General features: G+C 42.2%; 23 protein-coding genes. 11 read left to right on the forward strand and 12 right to left on the reverse strand.

From position 1 onward, the window contains the following. Nucleotides 1-74 precede the first annotated feature (74 nt). Genes asnC through recG form a run of 3 tightly spaced genes read left to right on the forward strand, consistent with a single transcriptional unit; the run spans nt 75 to nt 3,382 of the window. Nucleotides 75-533 (forward strand): transcriptional regulator AsnC, encoded by a 459-nt coding sequence (asnC, locus tag OCI93_RS07025; protein WP_261593188.1) that lies wholly within the window; start codon nt 75-77, stop codon nt 531-533. 49 nt (nt 534-582) lie between these two features. After that, nucleotides 583-1,281, forward strand: coding sequence for a tRNA (guanosine(18)-2'-O)-methyltransferase TrmH (gene trmH / locus OCI93_RS07030; RefSeq protein ID WP_261593239.1), 699 nt, complete (start codon nt 583-585; stop codon nt 1,279-1,281). Nucleotides 1,282-1,294: 13 nt separating this feature from the next. Further along, complete coding sequence (gene recG, locus OCI93_RS07035; RefSeq protein WP_261593189.1) at nt 1,295-3,382, forward strand: ATP-dependent DNA helicase RecG; 2,088 nt, start codon at nt 1,295-1,297, stop codon at nt 3,380-3,382. Nucleotides 3,383-3,437: 55 nt separating this feature from the next. Here the strand turns inward: recG and galE are convergent, their stop codons facing one another. Next, nucleotides 3,438-4,454 carry a UDP-glucose 4-epimerase GalE gene (gene galE, locus OCI93_RS07040; RefSeq protein WP_261593190.1) on the reverse strand — a complete coding sequence of 339 codons (1,017 nt, stop codon included), beginning with the start codon at nt 4,452-4,454 and terminating at the stop codon, nt 3,438-3,440. A gap of 66 nt (nt 4,455-4,520) precedes the next feature. Beyond that, nucleotides 4,521-5,384 (reverse strand): TolB-like translocation protein, encoded by an 864-nt coding sequence (locus OCI93_RS07045; RefSeq protein WP_261626115.1) that lies wholly within the window; start codon nt 5,382-5,384, stop codon nt 4,521-4,523. 132 nt (nt 5,385-5,516) lie between these two features. On the opposite strand from OCI93_RS07045, the gene OCI93_RS07050 reads away from it, so the two are divergent. The 3 genes from OCI93_RS07050 (at nt 5,517) to yjjG (ending at nt 7,715) form a co-directional block, all read left to right on the forward strand. Beyond that, nucleotides 5,517-6,416, forward strand: a complete 900-nt coding sequence (locus OCI93_RS07050) for a phosphoribulokinase (protein WP_261593192.1) — start codon at nt 5,517-5,519, stop codon at nt 6,414-6,416. Between the two features lie 65 nt (nt 6,417-6,481). After that, nucleotides 6,482-7,045 carry an inosine/xanthosine triphosphatase gene (gene yjjX, locus OCI93_RS07055; RefSeq protein WP_410007619.1) on the forward strand — a complete coding sequence of 188 codons (564 nt, stop codon included), beginning with the start codon at nt 6,482-6,484 and terminating at the stop codon, nt 7,043-7,045. Next, nucleotides 7,035-7,715, forward strand: a complete 681-nt coding sequence (yjjG, locus tag OCI93_RS07060; RefSeq protein WP_261626116.1) for a pyrimidine 5'-nucleotidase — start codon at nt 7,035-7,037, stop codon at nt 7,713-7,715. Before yjjX ends, yjjG begins: the two co-directional genes overlap by 11 nt. Before the next feature lie 256 nt (nt 7,716-7,971). Here yjjG and OCI93_RS07065 read toward each other — a convergent pair whose 3' ends face one another. The 6 genes from OCI93_RS07065 to OCI93_RS07090 form a co-directional block, all read right to left on the reverse strand. Further along, on the reverse strand, nt 7,972-8,208 hold the full coding sequence (locus tag OCI93_RS07065; protein ID WP_261593194.1) for a hypothetical protein: 237 nt from the start codon (nt 8,206-8,208) through the stop codon (nt 7,972-7,974). 304 nt (nt 8,209-8,512) lie between these two features. Next, nucleotides 8,513-8,779, reverse strand: a complete 267-nt coding sequence (locus OCI93_RS07070; protein WP_261593195.1) for a hypothetical protein — start codon at nt 8,777-8,779, stop codon at nt 8,513-8,515. A 453-nt stretch (nt 8,780-9,232) separates the two neighbouring features. Next, nucleotides 9,233-9,973, reverse strand: a complete 741-nt coding sequence (gene rlmB, locus OCI93_RS07075) for a 23S rRNA (guanosine(2251)-2'-O)-methyltransferase RlmB (RefSeq protein WP_261593196.1) — start codon at nt 9,971-9,973, stop codon at nt 9,233-9,235. A gap of 5 nt (nt 9,974-9,978) precedes the next feature. Further along, the gene (gene rnr, locus OCI93_RS07080; RefSeq protein ID WP_261593197.1) at nt 9,979-12,465 is read right to left on the reverse strand and encodes a ribonuclease R; all 2,487 of its coding nucleotides are present in this window, start codon (nt 12,463-12,465) and stop codon (nt 9,979-9,981) included. 95 nt (nt 12,466-12,560) lie between these two features. Next, the gene (locus tag OCI93_RS07085) at nt 12,561-13,160 is read right to left on the reverse strand and encodes a response regulator transcription factor (RefSeq protein ID WP_261626117.1); all 600 of its coding nucleotides are present in this window, start codon (nt 13,158-13,160) and stop codon (nt 12,561-12,563) included. After that, on the reverse strand, nt 13,141-14,259 hold the full coding sequence (locus OCI93_RS07090) for a sensor histidine kinase (protein WP_261626118.1): 1,119 nt from the start codon (nt 14,257-14,259) through the stop codon (nt 13,141-13,143). Before OCI93_RS07090 ends, OCI93_RS07085 begins: the two co-directional genes overlap by 20 nt. A gap of 114 nt (nt 14,260-14,373) precedes the next feature. On the opposite strand from OCI93_RS07090, the gene OCI93_RS07095 reads away from it, so the two are divergent. The 3 genes from OCI93_RS07095 (at nt 14,374) to OCI93_RS07105 (ending at nt 17,263) form a co-directional block, all read left to right on the forward strand. After that, complete coding sequence (locus OCI93_RS07095) at nt 14,374-15,270, forward strand: DMT family transporter (RefSeq protein ID WP_261626119.1); 897 nt, start codon at nt 14,374-14,376, stop codon at nt 15,268-15,270. Beyond that, entirely contained in the window at nt 15,236-15,931 is a 696-nt protein-coding gene (locus OCI93_RS07100) for a glycerophosphodiester phosphodiesterase (RefSeq protein WP_261593201.1), read from the forward strand. The genes OCI93_RS07095 and OCI93_RS07100 overlap by 35 nt, the downstream gene beginning before the upstream one ends. Nucleotides 15,932-16,045: 114 nt before the next feature. Further along, on the forward strand, nt 16,046-17,263 hold the full coding sequence (locus OCI93_RS07105; protein ID WP_261593241.1) for a methyl-accepting chemotaxis protein: 1,218 nt from the start codon (nt 16,046-16,048) through the stop codon (nt 17,261-17,263). Nucleotides 17,264-17,281: 18 nt separating this feature from the next. Here the strand turns inward: OCI93_RS07105 and epmA are convergent, their stop codons facing one another. Next, on the reverse strand, nt 17,282-18,256 hold the full coding sequence (epmA, locus tag OCI93_RS07110) for an elongation factor P--(R)-beta-lysine ligase (protein ID WP_261593202.1): 975 nt from the start codon (nt 18,254-18,256) through the stop codon (nt 17,282-17,284). Between the two features lie 98 nt (nt 18,257-18,354). Then, nucleotides 18,355-18,921: an elongation factor P gene (gene efp, locus OCI93_RS07115; protein WP_261593203.1), complete on the reverse strand. Its 567-nt coding sequence runs from the start codon at nt 18,919-18,921 to the stop codon at nt 18,355-18,357. Between the two features lie 41 nt (nt 18,922-18,962). Here efp and epmB point away from each other — a divergent pair, with 41 nt between their 5' ends. Continuing rightward, the gene (epmB, locus tag OCI93_RS07120; RefSeq protein ID WP_261593205.1) at nt 18,963-19,976 is read left to right on the forward strand and encodes an EF-P beta-lysylation protein EpmB; all 1,014 of its coding nucleotides are present in this window, start codon (nt 18,963-18,965) and stop codon (nt 19,974-19,976) included. A 13-nt stretch (nt 19,977-19,989) separates the two neighbouring features. On the opposite strand, the gene OCI93_RS07125 is transcribed toward epmB, so the two are convergent. After that, on the reverse strand, nt 19,990-20,199 hold the full coding sequence (locus tag OCI93_RS07125; RefSeq protein ID WP_152087188.1) for a hypothetical protein: 210 nt from the start codon (nt 20,197-20,199) through the stop codon (nt 19,990-19,992). Nucleotides 20,200-20,270: 71 nt separating this feature from the next. On the opposite strand from OCI93_RS07125, the gene OCI93_RS07130 reads away from it, so the two are divergent. Further along, nucleotides 20,271-20,564, forward strand: coding sequence for a prephenate dehydrogenase (locus tag OCI93_RS07130; RefSeq protein ID WP_261593206.1), 294 nt, complete (start codon nt 20,271-20,273; stop codon nt 20,562-20,564). 49 nt (nt 20,565-20,613) lie between these two features. Here OCI93_RS07130 and OCI93_RS07135 read toward each other — a convergent pair whose 3' ends face one another. Beyond that, nucleotides 20,614-21,099: a DUF3016 domain-containing protein gene (locus tag OCI93_RS07135; protein ID WP_261593207.1), complete on the reverse strand. Its 486-nt coding sequence runs from the start codon at nt 21,097-21,099 to the stop codon at nt 20,614-20,616. Nucleotides 21,100-21,199 lie beyond the last annotated feature (100 nt).

A 21,199-nucleotide genomic window follows, 5' to 3' on the forward strand; every position in this document is an offset into this window, starting at 1 on the left:
AGCAATAAGCACTACCAATCATTAAAAAATTGCGGTAAATTTTATCGATACAATAAAAACCCAACAAAATAACCATGGAAAATTATCAGATCGATAATCTCGATAAATCAATTTTGCACGCCTTAATGGACAATGCCCGTACTCCTTATGCAGAATTAGCAAAAAGATTTGCCGTCAGTGCTGGGACGATTCATGTGCGAGTTGAAAAAATGAAACAAGCAGGCATCATTCAAGGCACTAAAGTCACTATCAGTGCCAAACGTTTAGGGTATGACGTATGCTGTTTTATCGGCGTAAACTTAAAGCATGCCCGAGATTACCCCAGCACCATCGCACAACTGCAAAGCTTTGAAGAAGTGGTCGAGGCATACTACACCACTGGTAACTACAGCATTTTTATCAAAGTTATGGCGCGCACCATCGACCACCTACAGGATGTTTTAATCAATAAAATTCAAACAATTGAGGAGATTCAGTCCACCGAAACCCTGATCTCACTACAAAACCCCATTGCCCGTGAGGTGATCCCCTAACGATTAGCGGGTATAATCGGCGCAATTTTGATTGAAAGAGCAGTAATTGATGAAAGAAACGCGTTTTCATCGCGTCAAACGAGTGTTAGATAGACGCCAAACCGACCTAACCGTATGTTTAGATGAAGTACACAAGCACCATAATTTATCCGCTATTGTACGTACAGCTGACGCGGTAGGATGTCATCATGTTCATGCTGTGTGGCCCCAAGAAGAGCGCCGCTTGACCAACAACACCTCTGGTGGCAGCAAAAATTGGGTAGAAACCCATATGCATGATGATATTGATGAGGCGGTAGCGACCATTCGCGAGCAAAACCCTGGCATTCAATTACTGGCGACTAATTTAAGTGATGAAGCAGTTGATTATCGCGACATTGATTACACCCAACCTACCGCCATTATTGTAGGACAAGAGCGCTTGGGTATATCTGATAAAGCACTCGCTCATGCTGATAAGCACATTGTGATCCCCATGCAAGGCATGGTGCAATCGCTTAATGTCTCTGTGGCCGCTGCACTGATTTTATACGAAGCACAACGCCAAAGAGATGCAGCGGGATTGTACAATCGTAATGATATGCTAGACGCCGACACCAAACATACTTTATTGTTTGAAGGCTGCCACCCAATTATTGCTAATCGCTGTATTGAAAAGGGTTTACCCTACCCTGCATTAGATGATGATGGCGAAATAGTAGCTAATGAAGCTTTTTGGAATGCTCTAAAATTTAATAACGCGACTTAAACTAAGGATTAGCATGTCAACGCCAAACCTCTCTCACTACCCTATTACCGAGCTTAAAGGCGTAGGACCTAAGGTAGCAGAACGCTTGGCGAAACTGAGCATTTTTACCGTACAAGATATGCTATTTCACCTGCCACTTCGCTACGAAGATAGAGCCCGTACCTACGCGATTGCCGAGCTTACCCCGCATAGCCATGTCAGTATTGAAGCGCAAATAGAACATAGCCAAATTACTGTTGGTAAAAGGCGCATGCTAATTTGTCATGTCAACGACGGCACAGGCAGGCTGGCACTGCGGTTTTTTAACTTTAATGCAGCGCAAAAAAATGCCATGGCAACAGGTAAGGTGATCCGCTGTTTTGGTGAGGTACGCAGGGGCCAAGCGGGCTTGGAAATGGCCCATCCTGAATACAGTATTCGCGATTGTCACAGTGAGCCTAAAGATCCATCACTGGCGACACTCACCGCGGTCTATCCAACCACCGAAGGCCTAAAACAGCTCAGTATTCGCGCCATTGCTGATAAGGCCATTGCACTTTTGCAAAAGTATCAGCTTGATGAGTATTTGCCACAACCATATCGCCCTGCAGATTTAAGTTTAAAAGATGCTGTATTAGCGCTGCACAAGCCGCCACAAGATACTGACCTATCCGCTCTTGAACTAGGGCAACACCCAGCACAACAGCGGCTAGCCTTTGAGGAGCTGCTTGCGCAAAATCTCAGTTTGTTGCAGTTACGTCAGCGCGCTCAAACAGTGAAGGCGGTGTCTTTACCACCCAATAACACCTTAGAGCCTGAGTTTTTAGCTCACTTACCATTTGCTCCAACGAACGCACAGAGCCGTGTTGTGGCAGAAATTAAGCAGGATCTACAACATCCCTACCCAATGATGCGATTAGTGCAAGGGGATGTGGGGTCAGGTAAAACCTTAGTCGCTGCACTGGCTGCGCTCGGTGCCATTGCTAAAGGCTATCAAGTTGCACTGATGGCTCCCACTGAAATTCTTGCAGAGCAGCATGGCATCAACTTTGGTAACTGGTTTAGCAAGTTAGGCGTTGAAGTGGCTTGGTTTGGTGGTAAAACTAAAGGTAAAGAACGTGAGCGTACATTAGAGAGCATTGCCAGCGGTAAAGCACAAATGATTGTTGGCACTCATGCGCTATTTCAACAACAAGTCAGCTTTTTTAACCTTGCTTTAATCATTATCGATGAGCAACATCGTTTTGGTGTACACCAGCGCCTTGCACTGCGTGAAAAGGGTCAGTTTAATAACTGCTACCCGCACCAGCTAGTTATGACCGCAACGCCAATCCCGCGTACCTTAGCGATGACTGCATATGCCGACTTAGAAACGTCTGTGATTGATGAACTACCACCGGGCCGTACCCCAATTACCACCGTGGCTGTGCCTGATAGTCGCCGTGAGCAAGTAGTCGATAGAGTAAAAAGTGCCTGTTTAGACGATAAACGACAAGTTTACTGGGTGTGCACCTTAATTGATGAATCTGAAGTATTGCAATGCCAAGCCGCTGAAGACGCCGCCGCACAACTTACTGAGCAATTACCAGAGCTCGAAATTGGTTTGGTGCATGGCCGTATGAAGGCACAAGAAAAACAACAGATCATGAGTGATTTCAAAAACGGCGACATTAATGTATTGGTCGCTACCACCGTAATTGAGGTGGGTGTTGATGTGCCTAATGCCAGTTTAATCATTATTGAAAACCCTGAGCGATTAGGGCTTGCTCAGCTCCACCAGTTACGTGGACGTGTGGGTCGAGGTGCTATCGCATCACATTGCTTATTGCTCTATCACGCACCTTTATCACACACAGCGCAAAAACGCTTGGGCGTGTTACGTGATAGTAATGATGGCTTTGTCATCGCAGAAAAAGATTTAGAGATTCGCGGCCCAGGTGAAGTACTAGGCACCAAGCAAACTGGGCTTGCAGAGTTTAAAGTGGCTGACTTAAACCGCGATAAAGCACTGTTAAATCAAGTTAGGCCTTTAGCATTTAAGCTTATGAAAGCTCACCCTGAAGTGGTTGAACCATTAGTCTTACGTTGGTTAGGGGCTAAAAGCGAATTGGCCATGGCCTAAGCACATAAAAGTGCAGATAAATAGTAGGCTACTTATCTACACTTTTTGATATAAATTAGGCCTTGTAACCATTGGGGTTATTGCTTTGCCAGCGCCATGTGTCTTGCATCATATCATCAAGGCCACGTTGTGCCTGCCAACCAAGTTCTTGCTCAGCCTTTTGTGGTGCCGCATAACATGCTGCAATATCACCACCACGACGAGGTTTAATTTGATAAGGAACGGACTTACCCGAGGCTTTTTCAAATGCACTCACCATTTGCAACACCGAGTAACCATTACCTGTTCCCAAGTTATAAATATGCGTACCCGTATGAGTTGCCAACTTATCTAGCGCTTTTAAGTGACCCACCGCCAAATCAACAACATGAATATAATCTCGCACGCCGGTGCCATCAACAGTATCATAGTCATCCCCAAAGACACCTAATTGTTCAAGCTTGCCAACAGCAACTTGTGCAATATAAGGGAGTAAGTTATTTGGAATGCCATTTGGGTCTTCGCCTATTAAGCCCGACTCATGCGCGCCAACCGGATTAAAGTAACGTAGAATCGCAAATGCCCAGCGCTCGTCTGATTTAGCAACGTCTTGCAACAGCATTTCAACCATTAACTTAGATGTGCCGTAAGGGTTTGTAGTACCCCCGACTAAAAAGTGCTCTGTGATAGGTAAACTTTGCGGGTCGCCATATACCGTCGCTGACGAACTAAAAACCAGCTTAAACACTCCAGCATCGCGCATTGCATCTAACAATGTAAGCGTGCCCTGTACATTCGCTTGATAATATTCAATTGGCTTAACAACCGATTCGCCTACCGCTTTTAAACCAGCAAAATGAATAACTTGGCTAATATCATAACGGGCAAATACGCCATCCAAAAAGGCTTTATCCAAAATATCACCTTGATGAAAGCTCACTGTTTTACCCGTGATCTGTGCGACACGTGTTAGTGACTCTTGTGATGCATTACTTAAATTGTCTACTACTATCACGTCTTCACCTTGCTGTAGTAGTTCAACTAAGGTGTGTGAGCCTATATAGCCAGCTCCGCCAGTCACTAATATACTCATATCGCTTCTCTTTTATAAAAACCTACTGGCTATTTTAAATAATTTTTTATACCTGTGCAGCGTTAATTAAGATTTATCACACACAAATGCTAAATTACCTTGGTGATAACTTAATCTTGAGATATGTGTATCACAATATGGACTTAAATTATGCCACTGCGATATCGCTTTAGGGTTTTCAAAATCACGCATATAAATACGATTACCAATCGCATAAGCCACATGACTCTCATTTAACCATGTGTAGTCTTGTACACCTTCTGGCATCACAAAATGGTCGCTCACTTGCTGTGTGTTTGCCGAAAAGCTGGCAAACCAGTGTTGGCCATTTTTATTATAGGTAAATGAGTAAATTTGCTTTTTATTATTAAAGGCCAGTGTTCGGCCAATATCTTTAGCGACCTTTGTAGGTAAGTGACCTGTCAAGTCGGCGTATTGCAGCGTATGTGGCTGGCCTAAAATAAACATCACCAAATCACCTTTATTACCCCATGCGTGGTAACCCACCGGCTCGATATGCTCAAAGATACGCTGTGCACTTTGGGTTTTATCAAATGGGTAAAACCACAACTTTTGCTTACCATCGGGCTCTACCACCACACTCGATAGCCCATCACCATCGGGGTATAAAGTAGGTGAAAACTCTGACACAGGAGTATTGGTTAAATTATGGCTTGTTTTATCTGCAAAATCATAAAAAAACAAATCAGTTTGAGCTTGCTCTTTAGTGGTCACTCCTTGTGTAAAATACACTCCTTTTTTAGTCACAACAGGCTGATTATGGTAGTTATCATCCGAGGTTATAGATACAACTTTAATTGAATCATCAACTTCACTAGCAAGCAAAATTTGGCTTTGTGGCATCGCTGCCTGCGCCGTCACTATATACATCGAAAATAAATATACAGCCAGTGGGATTAAAGCTTTCATGAATGGTCCTTATTATTTTTCTTTTATCATACCCAGTTGTGCGTTAAACCACAAAACTTGCTATTCAAGCCGCTTCGAGTAACAATCGAATTCACCTATTTTGTTCATGTTTTGAGATTATCGAGGCTTATTATGTCCCAAAAGCACCCAATCATAGCCATAACTGGTAGCTCAGGGGCAGGCACCACCACCACTACCAACGCAATTAAACATATATTTCGTAGTGTGAGTGCTAATGCAGCCTTTATTGAAGGAGATAGCTTTCATCGCTATACCCGACCTGAAATGGATAAGCTCAAACGAGATGCTCTGCAAGAAGGTAAGCACATAAGCTACTTTGGCCAAGAAGCGAATGATTTTGCCGCCTTAGAAGCACTATTTAGTCGCTACGGCGAGTATGGCGATGGCAAAATAAGGCGTTATCTGCACACTTTTGATGATGCTGTTCCTTACAACCAACTCCCCGGTACTTTTACACCTTATCAAGATTTAGAACCCAATACCGATGTACTTTTTTACGAAGGACTACACGGTGGTGTGGTAACACCCGAGCATGATGTTGCCAAGCACGTTGACTTGCTCATCGGTATGGTGCCAATAATTAACCTAGAGTGGATCCAAAAACTAATTCGCGATACCAATGAGCGCGGCCACTCTAGAGAAGCGGTAATGACCTCAATCGTACGCAGTATGGACGACTATATTAATCATATTACACCGCAATTTTCTCGCACTCATATCAACTTTCAACGGGTTCCTACCGTCGATACCTCTAACCCTTTTAGTGCCAAAGACATCCCTTCATTAGATGAAAGCTTTGTGGTGATCCGTTTTCGCGGCATTGATGATGTAAACTTTCCCTATTACTTACATATGATCGATGGCAGCTTTATGTCACGTATGAATACTCTGGTAGTCCCTGGCGGTAAAATGGGGTTAGCCATGGAGTTGGTGCTTACCCCTCTTATCAAAGATTTATTAGTAAAAAAACGCGCGATAGAAAATATGGCCCCCGTAGAACTGCCGATTTAACTTGCAGGCTCAATCATCGCAAATTAAACTTGTGACCCTCTTTTTGCCGCAGTTGGAAGCGATTCATGGCATCAATAAAGACCATTAAAGTATTAGTTGGTTCTCAAAATCCAGTCAAAATTAGTGCAGCTAAAAGCGTGATTGCACGCTATTTCCCTGAATATCAAATAGATTGCCAAGGATTACATGCTCCAAGTGGTGTGCCAGAACAACCCCTAGGCGAAGAGCAAACCCGGTTAGGCGCGCAAAACCGAGTGAGCTACCTACAGCAACATCATGACGCTGACTTTTTCTGCGCAATGGAAGGTGGTGCCCACCAATTTAGCTATGGCCCTGCTACGTTTGCTTATGTAGTAGTTGCCAATGCTCATTACACTAGTGTAAATCGCAGTAGTAATTTACCATTACCGCAGCCTATTTATAATGCACTCATGGCGGGAGAAGAGTTAGGCCCAGTTATGGACCGTGTGTTTAATACTACCAATATTAAACAGCAGGGAGGGGCAATTGGTTTGCTCACCAATCATGTTGCGACGCGTGAAAGCACTTATACACAAGCACTCACCTTAGCCATGGCCCCCTTTTTACATCCACATTTATATATCGAAAAGGCCAGTGATGAAGTATAGCCATATTCTATTTGACGCCGATGAAACCCTGTTCAGCTTTAACGCATTTTTAGGCTTAAAGAAACTATTTTCTAACTATGGCGTAGACTTTACAGAGCACGATCACAAAGAGTATCAAGCGGTAAATGCCCCACTTTGGCTTGACTATCAAGCAGGTCATATTGATGCCACAACATTGCAAATTACGCGCTTTGCAAAATGGGCACAACAACTGAACGTACCAGCCAAAGAGTTAAACGCTGGCTTTTTAGAGTCAATGGCTAGCATTTGCGAACCCTTACCCGGTGCTCGTAGCCTTTTAACTCACCTCAAAGGCAAAGCCAGCCTTGGTATAATTACCAACGGTTTCGCCGCGCTACAAGAAAAGCGACTAGCACATACTGGCTTAAGCAATTGTTTTGATTGCTTAGTTATTTCTGAATTGGTGGGTACAGCTAAACCTGACCCATATATTTTTGCACATACACTGTCTTTATTAGGCAACCCTGATAAAGATAAGGTGCTCATGGTGGGAGACACACCCAGCAGCGATATTTTAGGTGCCAATAACTTTGGTATTGATAGCTGTTGGTTACGCCATCCAGAAAAAACTTGCCCCAACGACATCATACCCACCTACACAGTACAATCACTGCAAGAGCTTGAAGCCATTTTAGGTACAGATCATTAAGTGTTTATAAAATAGCCACTAAACCTGTTTAACTCGCATCAATTAAGTGGCTATTTTAGATAATTTGAATACCCATCTTTTTACTCAATGCTCACACCATGAGCATTGGCGTATGCCTATAACATTACGTTGCTGAAGACACCTTTGAACATAGATAGCGCAGCGCTTATCCGTCAGCTTAGAATAGCATCGCTCACTGCTTGTAATAATAAAAAGTGGCCGTCTATAAATACCTTTTATAAGTATTCGTTATGCTTTAGTTGATTAAATACGCTACCAACAAAATTAATGTGACGTAAAAAGTCATGCCTAACAGAAAGACTAAATCGACCTTTTTAGATTTACTACTTTTAAAAGAGGTAAAGTCTTTAAACTCAATTTTATACTGACCAAAAGTAACTACTTTTAGAATTAAACAACCTGTAGAATAAACAATAAAACCCAAAAAAGTTTCGATGAACAGCCACACAAATATATCAACAACAACGCTCATATCGATTTACTCCTAACAGATAATTAAGCTCCATCCTAAACTTAACAAATTGATTAACTTTTAAGCTATACATATAGTTTCAGAGTCAAGGTACGCACACTGTGTTAATAGCAGAAGCTCCGCTTTAAAATCATCATCAAACCTAGCAGTAACCAGCTTGCTGCGAATTGAGGCTTTGCTTTTTGTGTACTATTTACCTAAACACCGCACTCAGTATCCAGTGTTATCGAATTACTCTTAAGGTGATTGAACTCTCTGTCGATGAGCCGTATACTCCCGCTCTGCTCCTTGCTTACTTGGTTTGTTATATTTTTGCCTGATAGAGAGTAAAAGTAACTTGCCCTTGTGTTTTTATCATCAGCTGGGCTTCCTCAGGTTTATCCCACGACACTTGATAAAATAATGCAACAAACTCATCAACATTCAAGTAATCTATTGCAGCAATAAATACATCACAACTCATAGATTTTCTTCCTCCTGAATGCCTGTTAACACTACTAAACCGAGAACCTTGATAATGTTTATATAAATAATCATTTAATATATCAACACTTCCGTAATCGCTATTCATCCAAGCGCCATCATGTATAGAGGTAGTTAATATTAAATTAGAGATGCAAGTCATGATATTACCAAGTTAAAATACAACGAGCCTGTAGCATTGCCCGTTTCTATTCGTTTTAATCAACCTACCCACCATAGCGAAATTCCTGTTTTGGTTCAATCCTTCAATGGTTTTCTACTTTGCTAGCCATTGTAATCACCACCAAAAAAATCATCTATATTTTCAATGCGTTGAATTGACATTTTTAAAACTATTTTCTTTTGAGTGACCCCTACTTTCAGCTTTTATGAACAAAGTGATTAAGCGGCTAAATATTAAAATTTATATCAAAGACCTTATTATTGGGCTGTAGTTCGATCACATGCTGATATTCATTAACTGCTTTAGCATCATCACTATCATGTACAAAAAAACGCCGCACTGAACATCTCAATGCGGCGTTTTTAAAATATGGATGATTTAAAGTGCGTTACGTTGCCTAAGCACTTCAAATAAACAAATGCCCGTTGCCACCGACACATTTAAACTTGAAACTGTGCCCACCATCGGGATTTTAACTAAAATATCGCAATGCTCTCGGGTTAAACGACGCATACCGTCACCCTCTGCGCCCATCACAATTGCAATTGGACCAGTTAAACTAGCATCAAATACGTGCGTATCCGTTTCACCCGCAGTACCTGCTACCCAAACACCTGCTTCTTTAATATCTCGCAGTGTACGTGCCAAGTTTGTCACTTGAATAAGCGGCACCGTTTCTGCCGCACCGCAGGCTACTTTTCGGGCTGTGCCGTTAAGCTTTGCTGACTTGTCTTTTGGCACAATCACCGCATGAGCCCCTGCTGCATCGGCACTGCGTAAACAAGCTCCGAGGTTATGCGGGTCAGTCACGCCATCTAATACCAAAAAGAATGGGCTAGATTCGCGCTCTAAAATCTCATCTAGATCTCGCTCGCTGTAGGTCCGAGCGGCTTTGACATTAGCAATGATCCCTTGGTGCTGTTCACCTTTGGCCTTGTTATCCAGTGCTTTTCTTTGCATAAATTGCACAGAAATACCAAATTTTCTAGCTTCATTGATCACTGGGTTTAAACGTTTATCTTCGCGTCCTTTTAACGCATAAATCTCCAAAAAACGCTCCGGTTCTTTGCTCAAAATGGCTTCAATTGAATGAAAACCAAAAATTAATTCGTTACTCACTTATATTATGCTCCAGAGCTATTCTTGCTGCTTTTTCGCGCATTTTTACCAGGGCGTTTTGCTTTCACTTTTTTGCCTTTCGCCTTGGTTTTTGATTTGCTTTTTACTGTGTCAGCGCCCGCTTTTTTGGCTTTTTTCAACTGACCTTTAGGGGTAGTTTTTTTCCCTTTCTGCGGTTTACGATCGGTTTTACTCTCAGTGTCACCTTCGCGCTTATTAGGAATTTTACCCGCCTTTAATTGCGCACGAACGCTACTTAATGCCGGTTTTTCATCCACTTTAGTCGGCTTGTTCCGACGCCTAGCGTAGCGATCTGGCACCTGCTCACCTGCTATAGCTAAATGAATGCGTCGCTCATCAAGGCTCACTGAAGCAACCGTAACGCTGAGTTTATCGCCCAAACGATACACTTGGCGACTGTGCTCCCCTATCAAACAATGCTTAGCACCGTCAAAGTGAAAATACTCTTGCCCTAAACTAGAAATGTGGATCATGCCATCAATTTGTAAATCATCTAAGCGCACAAATAACCCAAACGTGGTAACCGATGACACCACACCGCTAAATTCCATACCAACATGGTCTTGCATAAATTCGCACTTGAGCCAATCGGCAACTTCTCGAGTCGCGTCATCCGCTCTTCGCTCTGTGGTTGAGCATTGCTCACCGAGTTGGTCTACTTCATCGGTATCATAAACATACGCACCAGAGGTATTTTGCCCTTGTTTACTCAGCACCCCTTTAATAGCTCTGTGTACCACTAAATCAGGGTAACGACGAATAGGGGATGTAAAATGCGCATAGGCATCTAGCGCTAAACCATAGTGACCAATATTATCTGGTTGATATACAGCTTGCTTCATCGAGCGCAGCAACATGGTTTGAATCAGTTCTTTTTCTGGTCGCTCGCCCAACTGATTTAATGCAGCTGTTAACTCTAAAGGTGATGGGTCGTTAGGGAGTAAACTCTCAATACCTAAATCATTTAAAAACTGCCTAAAATGACTAAGCTTTTCTTGATCAGGCTCATCATGCACACGATATAGCGCGCTGGCTTCATGCTTAGCTAATAACTTAGCTGCCGACACATTAGCCAAGATCATGCATTCTTCAATGAGTTTATGCGCATCATTGCGCACCAGCGGCACAATAGATTCAATTTTACGATGCGCGTTAAATACAAATCGTGTTTCTAGCGTTTCAAATTCAATGGCACCGCGCGTTTGTCGAGCCGCTTTCAATGCCATATACATTTGTTGTAAATCGCTTAGGTGCGGCACTAAGGGTGAATATTGTTCACGTAGCTTCTCATCACCTTGCAAGATGGCATGTACTTTGGTGTAGGTAAGACGCGCATGAGAGTTCATTATCGCTTCATAAAAACGATAACCAGACAAGCGCCCTGCTTCTGATATGGTCATCTCAGCAACCATACATAAGCGGTCAACTTGTGGGTTCAGCGAACACAAGCCATTGGACAGTACTTTGGGTAACATGGGGATCACTTGCTCAGGAAAGTACACTGAGTTACCACGTTCTATGGCTTCTGTATCTAACGCGCTGCCTTTGGGCACATAATGAGATACATCGGCAATGGCAACCCATAAACGCCAGCCACCCGATTTTTTGCGCTCACAATACACCGCGTCATCAAAATCCCGAGCATCTTCACCATCAATAGTGACCAAAGGTAAGTCTCTTAAATCAACCCGGGCGAGTTTGTCTGCTTCCTCGACCTCTTCACCGTGGCAAGAGACTTGTTCAAGCACTGCTTGGGGCCAAACATGCGGAATATCATGATTACGCAGCGCCACTTCAATTTCCATACCCGGTGCCATATGCTCACCAAGTACTTCAACCACTTTACCCACCGCATTCATTTGCCGAGTTGGGCTTTGGGTAATTTGCACTTGCACCATTTGGTTATGTCGAGCGCCTTTTTCACTACCCGGTAAAATAATTATATCTTGGGTAATTCGTGGGTCTTCTGGCACCACCACAGCACTGCCATATTCAACAAAGTAACGACCAACAATCGGCGCTCGTTCAGCTTCAAGTACACGTACAATACGCGCTTCAACTTTGCCACCTGAGCCTCTACTGGCCGCTTTAGCCAATACAATATCGCCATGCATAACGGTATTCATTTGATGCTTAGCAATAAACCAATCTTTAGGTTCGCCCTCTACAGCCAAAAAGCCAAAACCATCACGGTGCCCTATCACGCGACCTTTCACCAACCCATCATCGGTCGGTATAACATAGCGCTTAAATTTATTAAAATGCAGCTGACCGTCACGCTCCATAGCGCGTAAACGACGTTTAAACGCGATTTGGCGCTCATCGTCTAACACATTGAGACTATTGCAAAGTTGGCTGAAGGTGGTCGCTTTATCGGCTGCTTTAATGTGCTCTAATATAAATTCGCGACTAGGTACTGGGTTTTCGTATTTGTCTTGCTCTCGACTGAGATAAGGATCCTGTTTTGACATTCACTAGCTTGTTAATTGAGTTATGTTGTTATTTTAACCCAAAATCTGCTAATGAGACAGCTCCAGTGAGTGAAAGTTTTATTTACATGCGCGCACTATAACCACCCTTTTTGTTTTGCAATTCTAGCAGCATCAATTCGATTGCTTGCATACAGCTTCGCAATTGCCTCCGATAGGTAGTTTCTGACCGTACCATCACTTAAATACAACCTTACAGCAATCTCTTTGGTGGTCATGCCTTCTCCTGCTAAACGCAGTGCAGTACGCTCTTTATCCGTAAGTGGATCGCGCTCCCCAGCCCCCAACGCCAACAGTTCGGGTTCAATCACCTTTTTGCCTCGCATTACCTCTTCAAGGGCATTGACCAAATAGCTAACTGGTGCCTCTTTTAAAATAAACCCTTTAACATTCAAGTCCATTGCCCGCTGAATATAACCCGCTTTTGAAAACGTCGTCATTATAACGCTCAGTACAGTTGGCAGCTGCTCATTAATATATTGTGCAAGTTCTAACCCTGTTTTATTCGGCATTTCGATATCAGTAAGTACAATATCGACTTGATATTTTGATAGCTTCTCAATTGCATCAACGCCATCTACCGCCTGTGCAACCACTTCAATATTTGGCTCTAAACCAAGTAATGCTGAAATAGCGCCTCGCACTAGGGCTTGATCTTCAACCACCATGACTTTCATTAACGCTTTGCTCCATTGTTAGTTGCAGTTTTAAGCCATGCGAAATATCAACGTGCAACTTTGCACCTAACTGCAAGGCGCGTTCTTTGATACCCTCTAAGCCATTACCATGCGTTAAATTTTTAATATCACCATCATCTTCAATTCTAAAGAGCACAACATTATCTTGCTGCATTAACGCTACTTTGACGTTCTTAGCCTTGCTGTGACGTAAAATATTCGTCACAGCCTCTTTAGCGATGTAACATAACGCGCTTTCTTGTTGCGCACTTAATGACGGCGCTTGATTTTCAATAAACACATTAAAACCAGCTTGTGCAAGGCGCTGCTGTAGTGCCTTTAATTGAGCATCTAAGCCTATTTGTTTCAATCCTGAAACGGCTTCTCGAACCTCACTCAACAAACTACGAGCAATGCTCGCCACCTCTAATGATTCTTGTATTGCTTGGCCATGTTGCCCTAACTGCTGTAATTTAGTTGCTAGTTCCGCTTTTAAAGCAATGGACGACAAAGAATGTCCAAGTAAATCATGCAAGTCTCGCGCAATACGCTCTCGCTCAGCAATCGCTGCCAATTGTTGTATTTGTTGCTGGCTTTGCCTATGCTGCAGTCGATGGATTTGATCTTTACGCCCAATAACGCCCAGCGCAAATAACCCACCACCCACCACAAAAGCAGGCAAGCAAAAGTACCAAAGCGACTCATTCGCAAACAAAAAGCCAGTCAACAATAGCGCCGACATAAGCATAGCCATCATAATTAAGCCTTGTGCTAGTCGGTAACATAACCCACAAAAAAATCCCACATAGCCAAATATCGACTGTGTCCCATAAGTTAGCATGGTACCCAACCCACAGGTCAGCATCATTAACAATAATATACCCGTAAGGCGCGGACCTTTTTGATAAAGTGCAGTCAGGTAAAACGCGATAAATAGCATGTACACAGCAACTTGTGCTATTACATCAACAACACTAACAGGCGCTTTTTGAGCTAATAACGGAAAAAAGTAAAAGCTAGAAAATATCAGCGCCCACATACCCATTTTTTGTTCTTTATGTAGCGGCAGTTCAACACCTAATTTACTCATCACATGCATAATTACTCATCTCATTTGAGTTGTTCAAATATATTATCTGTTTAATAACGCTAGTTTCAGTGACAATTGTCAACATGCTACACTGCATGCCTCACAAATCTACAAGAAAAAGTAATGCGTCCTGAACAAACCTCTCTTTTATACCTACACATCGCTGTACTTCTATTTGGAGGTACTGCACTATTTTCAAAATTAATTGATTTATCCGCATTAGATATAACCGTTTATCGAACAGCCGTAGCGTTTGTCGTCTTGGCATTACTGCTAAAACTGACTGGAAAACGACTACGTCTAGAGCAAAATAAAGACTATTTTATAGCCGTCATGCTGGGTGTCGTAGTTGGGCTACATTGGGTTACTTATTTTGCTGGGATGCAAATGGCCGGCATTGCAACTGGCATAATCGCGTTTTTTACATACCCAGTGATCACAGTTTTTTTAGAGCCTTTTTTCACAAAACAACGTATTAAAAATAAGGATATAGTCAGCGCTTGCGTGGTATTGTTTGGTATTTATTTGTTAATACCAGAAGCGAGTTTAGGTAACCAAGTAACCCTTGGGATCATCACAGGAATCATCTCTGGTGCTTTATTTGCGCTGCGCAACTTATTACAAAAGCGCTTTTTTGCCAGCTACAGTGGTCCGCATACCATGTTTTACCAAACACTCACAGCCTGCATGATGCTAGCTGCATTTGTACAAATACCGCCCACACAGCTACCAAGCCAAGACATTTACTATATTTTGCTTGCTGGTGTTGTATTTACTGCCATTCCCCATGCTTTATTTGCCAGTAGCCTAAAACATTTGTCGGCGACCACTGCTGGATTAATTTCTTGTTTACAACCCTTGTATGGGACGCTATTGGCATTTATGCTGTTGGCAGAAGAACCAACAATTATGACTTTAGTTGGCGGTTTGCTGGTGATCAGCGCTGCTTGTTTTGAAACTTGGTCTATCACAAGGAAAAAGCCCAATGCGAGTATTCGCCCATCGAGGTGCCAGCGGTAATTACCCCGAAAATACGCTCAGTGCTATTCGAGCAGCATTACAGGCTGATGTAGATGGCATTGAATTAGATGTACAAAGCTGTGCCGATGACTACGCTATTGTACATGACACTTGGCTTGATAGAACTACCAATGGCACGGGCAAAGTCAACCAAACGTCCTTGCAAGAAATACAAACGTTGGATGCGGGTAATGGTGAATTTATCCCAAATTTGCAGCAAGTATTTGATGAAATAGGCCACAAAAGCATGATAAATCTAGAGCTAAAACATACTTTTAGCCTAGATAAGTTTGTTGCCTGTATCGAACAAAACATACGCCAAGACACCTTTGCGCGCGAGCAATTGATCGTGTCATCATTTGACCATCATCAATTAGTTTGGCTAAAACAACATATGCCGTGGATAAAAATAGGTGCTCTGACCGCATCTATTCCCTTGCACTACGCAGAATTTGCCCAGCGTTTGCATGCCTACAGCATTCATATTGATAAGAACTTTATTAATCATCAGTTCGTTGATGATGCCAAACAACGTGGGTTAAAGGTATTTACCTATACAGTCGATAAACAACAAGACATAGAAGATATGCGCGCATTAGGAGTCGATGGCATTTTTAGTAACTTTCCATGTTATGCAAAAATGATCTTATCGCGTTCTTAGCATATATTATTGATAAGAGAAGTATTTATGTTTTTATCAGCTGTAGCCTAATGCCCTGTTTAATCAGGTTGCAGAATCTTGGGAAAGACAATAATGGATAATCAAAAGCCAACAATGAGTCTATACATGCGCTTATATAATCAAATTGAACAAAGCTTTTTTTATACGCTTTCACGCAAAATATTTGGCAACCTTAGCTTTGTATTTGCCTTTCAAGTGTTTACCTTAGTATGGTTGTATCGTGAATTAGATGCTAACAACGGTAGTTTTGGCTTATTCTGGTTAATGACGTTAGGTGCTGTAGGCGGGTTTATATTCACCCTGTTTTATATGCGCTTTTTAATTGTACGTCCGGTACGAGCAATGCGCGACAGCCTGCAACAGGCAAACCGCCAAGACGGTAATTTAAATGCCACACTACCCAAATTTTCTTATGATGAATTTAGAGAGCTGAGCGAGCAATATAATGCCTTTACCCTGCACTTACGAGAATTACTAGAAAAAACCTATGAAGGTGCACAAACAGCGGCAACCAGCAATGAACAAGTCACTCACTCCATGCAACAAACCGCCGATTTTGGCGGGCAGCAAATTAATATGAGTGACTCTATTATTGCCGCCAGCGACCAAGTTACCCATAGCTTGCAAAGTATTGTGACTAATACCGACCAAGTATATCAAGCCAATACACAAAGCCTACAATTCGTTCAAGAATCATCACAATCTTTGACCACATTGGTTGATGAAGTAAAGCAGATCACCGTGTTGCTTGGTAACTTTTCAACAACTGTTTCAGGCTTAAAAGAAAACAGTGAAAATATCCGTAGTATCTTAAAGATGGTTGAAGAATTTTCAGATCAAACCAACTTACTGGCTCTCAATGCGGCCATTGAAGCAGCACGTGCAGGTGAAGCTGGACGAGGGTTTGCAGTGGTTGCCGACGAAGTACGTAGTCTATCGGTTAAGGTCAATGATGCAACTCGTCAAATAAGTGACTTCATTAATCAAATGAATAGCTTAGTAGGTGAAACTCATCGTGAATCTGAACTACTCATAAGCCACTCCGAATCAGCAGAGCAAGCAATTAGTAAAACCTCCTTCGGGTTTACTGACATGAGCCATGACTTTGAGCGCAATCAGGCCCAGCTTGAGCAAATTGCCAGTGCAGTACACCAATTAGAGTCAACTCAAGCTAATACGCATGAATCAGTACAGCAAATTGTAGCACTTGCGCAACAAGCAAAAACACAAATTGATACTGCACTTGCAGATTGTAAGCATGCGCAACAGCTCACCCAAACTACCCAGCAAGCGCTCAAGCGCTTTGTATAAATTGCTATATTGCGGGCATTATGCCCGCTCTATGCCAAACGCAATCACATCACTAATATGACCTTTGTTAAGCGCTAGCATAATCAACCTATCAATACCTAACGCAACACCTGAGCACGGTGGCAAGCCATGCTCTAACGCGTTAATAAATTGCTGATCTATTGCAACGGCCGACAACCCCTTCTGCGTGCGCTGCAGGTTATCTTCATTAAAACGCTGAACTTGCTCCTTAGCATCGGTTAACTCATTAAACCCATTGGCCAGCTCCATTCCCTGATAATACAATTCAAAACGCCCAGCTACGCGAGAGTCTTGCTCATTAAGCTGTGCAAGTGCCGCTTGTGATGCAGGGAAATGATACACGAAACAAGGGGCATCAATACCAATTTTAGGCTCAACTTGCATACAAAATAGTAACTGTAACAAAGTATCGGGATTCGTTTCTTGTTGTGCGATATCGCAATAACCATGTTCGTTGGCACATTGCTTTAATTCATCAAAACTAATCGTTAGTGGGTCAATACCTAAAACATCTAGAAAAGCCTGCTGATAGGTGATACGAGTACAGGGTTGGCAAGCCAAGATCAGTTGTATTAACTGTTCAATTTCATCCATCAATGCAAACTCATCAAAACCCGGACGATACCATTCCAACATCGTGAATTCTGGGTTGTGATGCCGCCCCGACTCTTCATTTCGAAATGCTTTAGCCAATTGATATATTGGGCCACTGCCTGCTGCCAATAATCTTTTCATCGCAAATTCAGGAGAGGTCTGCAAATAAAGGTCTAAACCACCTTCGGAGCCTGGCCCAACAAAATGCGTTTTAAAGCTTGCAAGGTGTACATCGGTAACGCTTGCGCGACATAGACTTGGCGTTTCAACTTCTATTACACCTTTGCTTGCAAAAAAACCTCTAATTTTAGCTAATATAGCAGCCCGTTTTTTCAACGTGGTAATGTCAGCACTGGGTGCCCAAAATGGCTGTGGCATTGTTTTTCTCTTAAATTTTATTCTGCTAAAACAAAAAGCCCAGCACATAGCTGGGGCTTTTTAATCATGCGCCCAGTAAAATTGGGCTACATTGGATGTTATTTAACGCGACTCACATATTCGCCAGTGCGTGTATCAACACGGATCACTTCTTCGATTTGCACGAACAATGGTACACGTACCACCGCACCGGTGCTCAATGTTGCAGGCTTTCCACCAGTGCCTGCAGTATCCCCTTTAAGGCCTGGATCAGTTTCTGTGATCTCAAGCTCTACAAAGTTAGGCGGCGTCACCGCAATTGGGCTGCCGTTCCACAAAGTAATCGTACATACGTCGTTTTCAACTAACCACTTTACGTTTTCACCCACTGCTTTTTCATCTGCAGCGATTTGCTCGAACGTCTCATTATTCATGAAATGCCAAAACTCGCCGTCGGTGTACAGATAAGCAAGATCGGTATCCATTACATCAGCACCCTCAACTGAGTCGCCTGACTTAAAGGTCTTTTCCAATACTTTACCTGAGATCAACTTACGGATCCTAACACGGTTAAACGCTTGGCCTTTGCCCGGTTTTACCATTTCATTTTCTAAGATGGCACAAGGTTCGCCATCTAACATAATTTTTAAGCCGCCCTTGAACTCGTTGGTGCTATAATTCGCCATCATATCCTCTAATCATTTTTTTTCGAGTAATAAACCTGCTAATGATACAAACAAATGAAGTAAATTTGCATAGTAACTGGCAAAAAGAATTGGCAAATGTCGTAACTTGCCCTCAAACCTTACTCAATATGTTGGGTTTAGAGTCGCATTTTGACACAAAAGATGTCCAAGCGAGACGTTTATTTCCTCTTCGTGTACCACAAGCGTTCATAAAGAAAATGCGCTACGGCGATGCCAACGATCCATTACTGCTACAAGTGCTACCAGTTCACCAAGAATTTTTAACTAAAGCAGGCTTTAATAAAGACCCGTTGCAAGAACAACAAAGTACACAACCTGGAGTGTTGCACAAATACCGTTCGCGCATTTTAGTGATGTTAAAAACAGGGTGTGCTGTAAATTGCCGCTATTGTTTTCGTCGTCATTTCCCATATCAAGACAATCAGATCAACAAGCGCGCTCTGCTTGATATAGTAGATTACGTAAAAAAACATCCGCAAATAAACGAAGTGATCTTAAGTGGAGGTGATCCATTAATGGCAAAAGATGACGCCATTGCTTGGCTGATGGACCAACTCGAGCCATTAATGCAACTAAAGCGTATCAGAGTTCATAGCCGTTTACCTGTTGTTATGCCAAGCCGTATTACCGATACTTTGTGCGAACGATTTGCTTATAGCCGCTTAAAAGTAATTTTGGTTAATCACATTAATCATGCTAATGAAATTGACGATATATTTATTAGCGCTATGCGCAAACTCAAACAAGCTAACGTTACCTTATTAAATCAAGCAGTGTTGCTAAAAAGTATTAATGACTCATCACAAGCACAAATTACTTTAAGTGAAGCATTATTTGACGCGGATATATTACCTTATTACTTACATTTGCTTGATAAAGTAGAAGGTGCAAGCCACTTTGATGTAGAACAGGCGCAAGCACAAAAAATCATGGCTGATATGCTAGAAGCACTGCCTGGGTTTTTGGTACCCAAATTGGTCAGAGAAATCGGTGGCAAAACAAGTAAGACACCGATTGATTTACAGCTGGAATAACAATAACGATACGTTAAACGTATACGTTAATGTTATTACCTAAACTTGCTGTGGTTGATTGTGCAGGACTTTGCGCTGCTGCGCTGCTGCCTGCGGCTTCAATCAAAGCAAGTGCCGCTTTCCCTTCTGCTTGCTGCTGCTTTTTGGCTAAATTGGCACTATATACTTCGCCACTTTGCCCCGCACCAGACATGACAGGCAGGTTATTTCCGGAAATATTCATAAGCGTTACCTGACTTTTTAAATGAATCCGAGTAGACTATCGGCCGTTTCAACAATAACTTTAGGAAGAAAATGCAGGCCATTATTGAAAAATTAAATGAAAACCTAAAAGTTGTTTATCGTCAGTCACTTGATGCTGATAAAAAATTAGACGAATTACAGCAACAAGGACATGGAAAATTTACAGCGCTATTTACCGAAGAGGCTGGATTTTCTTTTGAAGCAAAACGCTTTAAGCCCTACGTATTAGATGTTGCTGGCGATGTTAAAGCATTGAGCGAGCAAGAAACTATAGATGAAGCAAAATTAAAAACGACAGTACTGAAGCTACAAAGCTTATTACAGCTACTTGCAACATTTAAATAGCAACAACGCACCGAGCTAATTTAAGCTACTCGGTGCGCATTTAGCTATTTTAGATTTTAGCGGTGGCTAGCACATCTTTATCGAACCATTCATTAAGCAAACGCTTTTCGTAATATAACGCTTCGTTTCGGCCTACTTTTATTCTATCCATAAAACTCATATCTTTAAGCTCTCGCTCTTGCGTTTTCAGTACTTGTTCACCTTTTTCATTCACTAACCGATAGCGAATATTTAGGCGTGGAAAATAAATAGGTTTAACGATGCGAACATCGTTCATGCTAAAACGCGCATCTCCAGCAAGGTCTATGTCATTAAAGGTCACATCAAGTTTATAGCCTTGTGGTAATTGCTCAGCTAACTTTACAATGTGCCTTTCAAATTGCTTAGCTAGTCGTTTGTGATAAGCCCCTTTCACTTCATTTGATGGATACACATCTCGGTATTCATTAAAATCTTTAAAATTTACTTTGGCTTCACCAGCATACACACTACATGCTGCACATAAGCCCATTATCAATACAATAACGTTTTTCATATCTCGCCTCCTCATGCCGCTTTCACTTTGCACTAAATACTGTAACGGAATGGTCATCCATTTGTCTGTCGCATTTACGCTCTTTAACACTCATTAGCAA

This window comes from Pseudoalteromonas holothuriae (assembly GCF_945859825.1).
GTDB classification, from domain to species: Bacteria; Pseudomonadota; Gammaproteobacteria; order Enterobacterales; family Alteromonadaceae; genus Pseudoalteromonas; species Pseudoalteromonas holothuriae.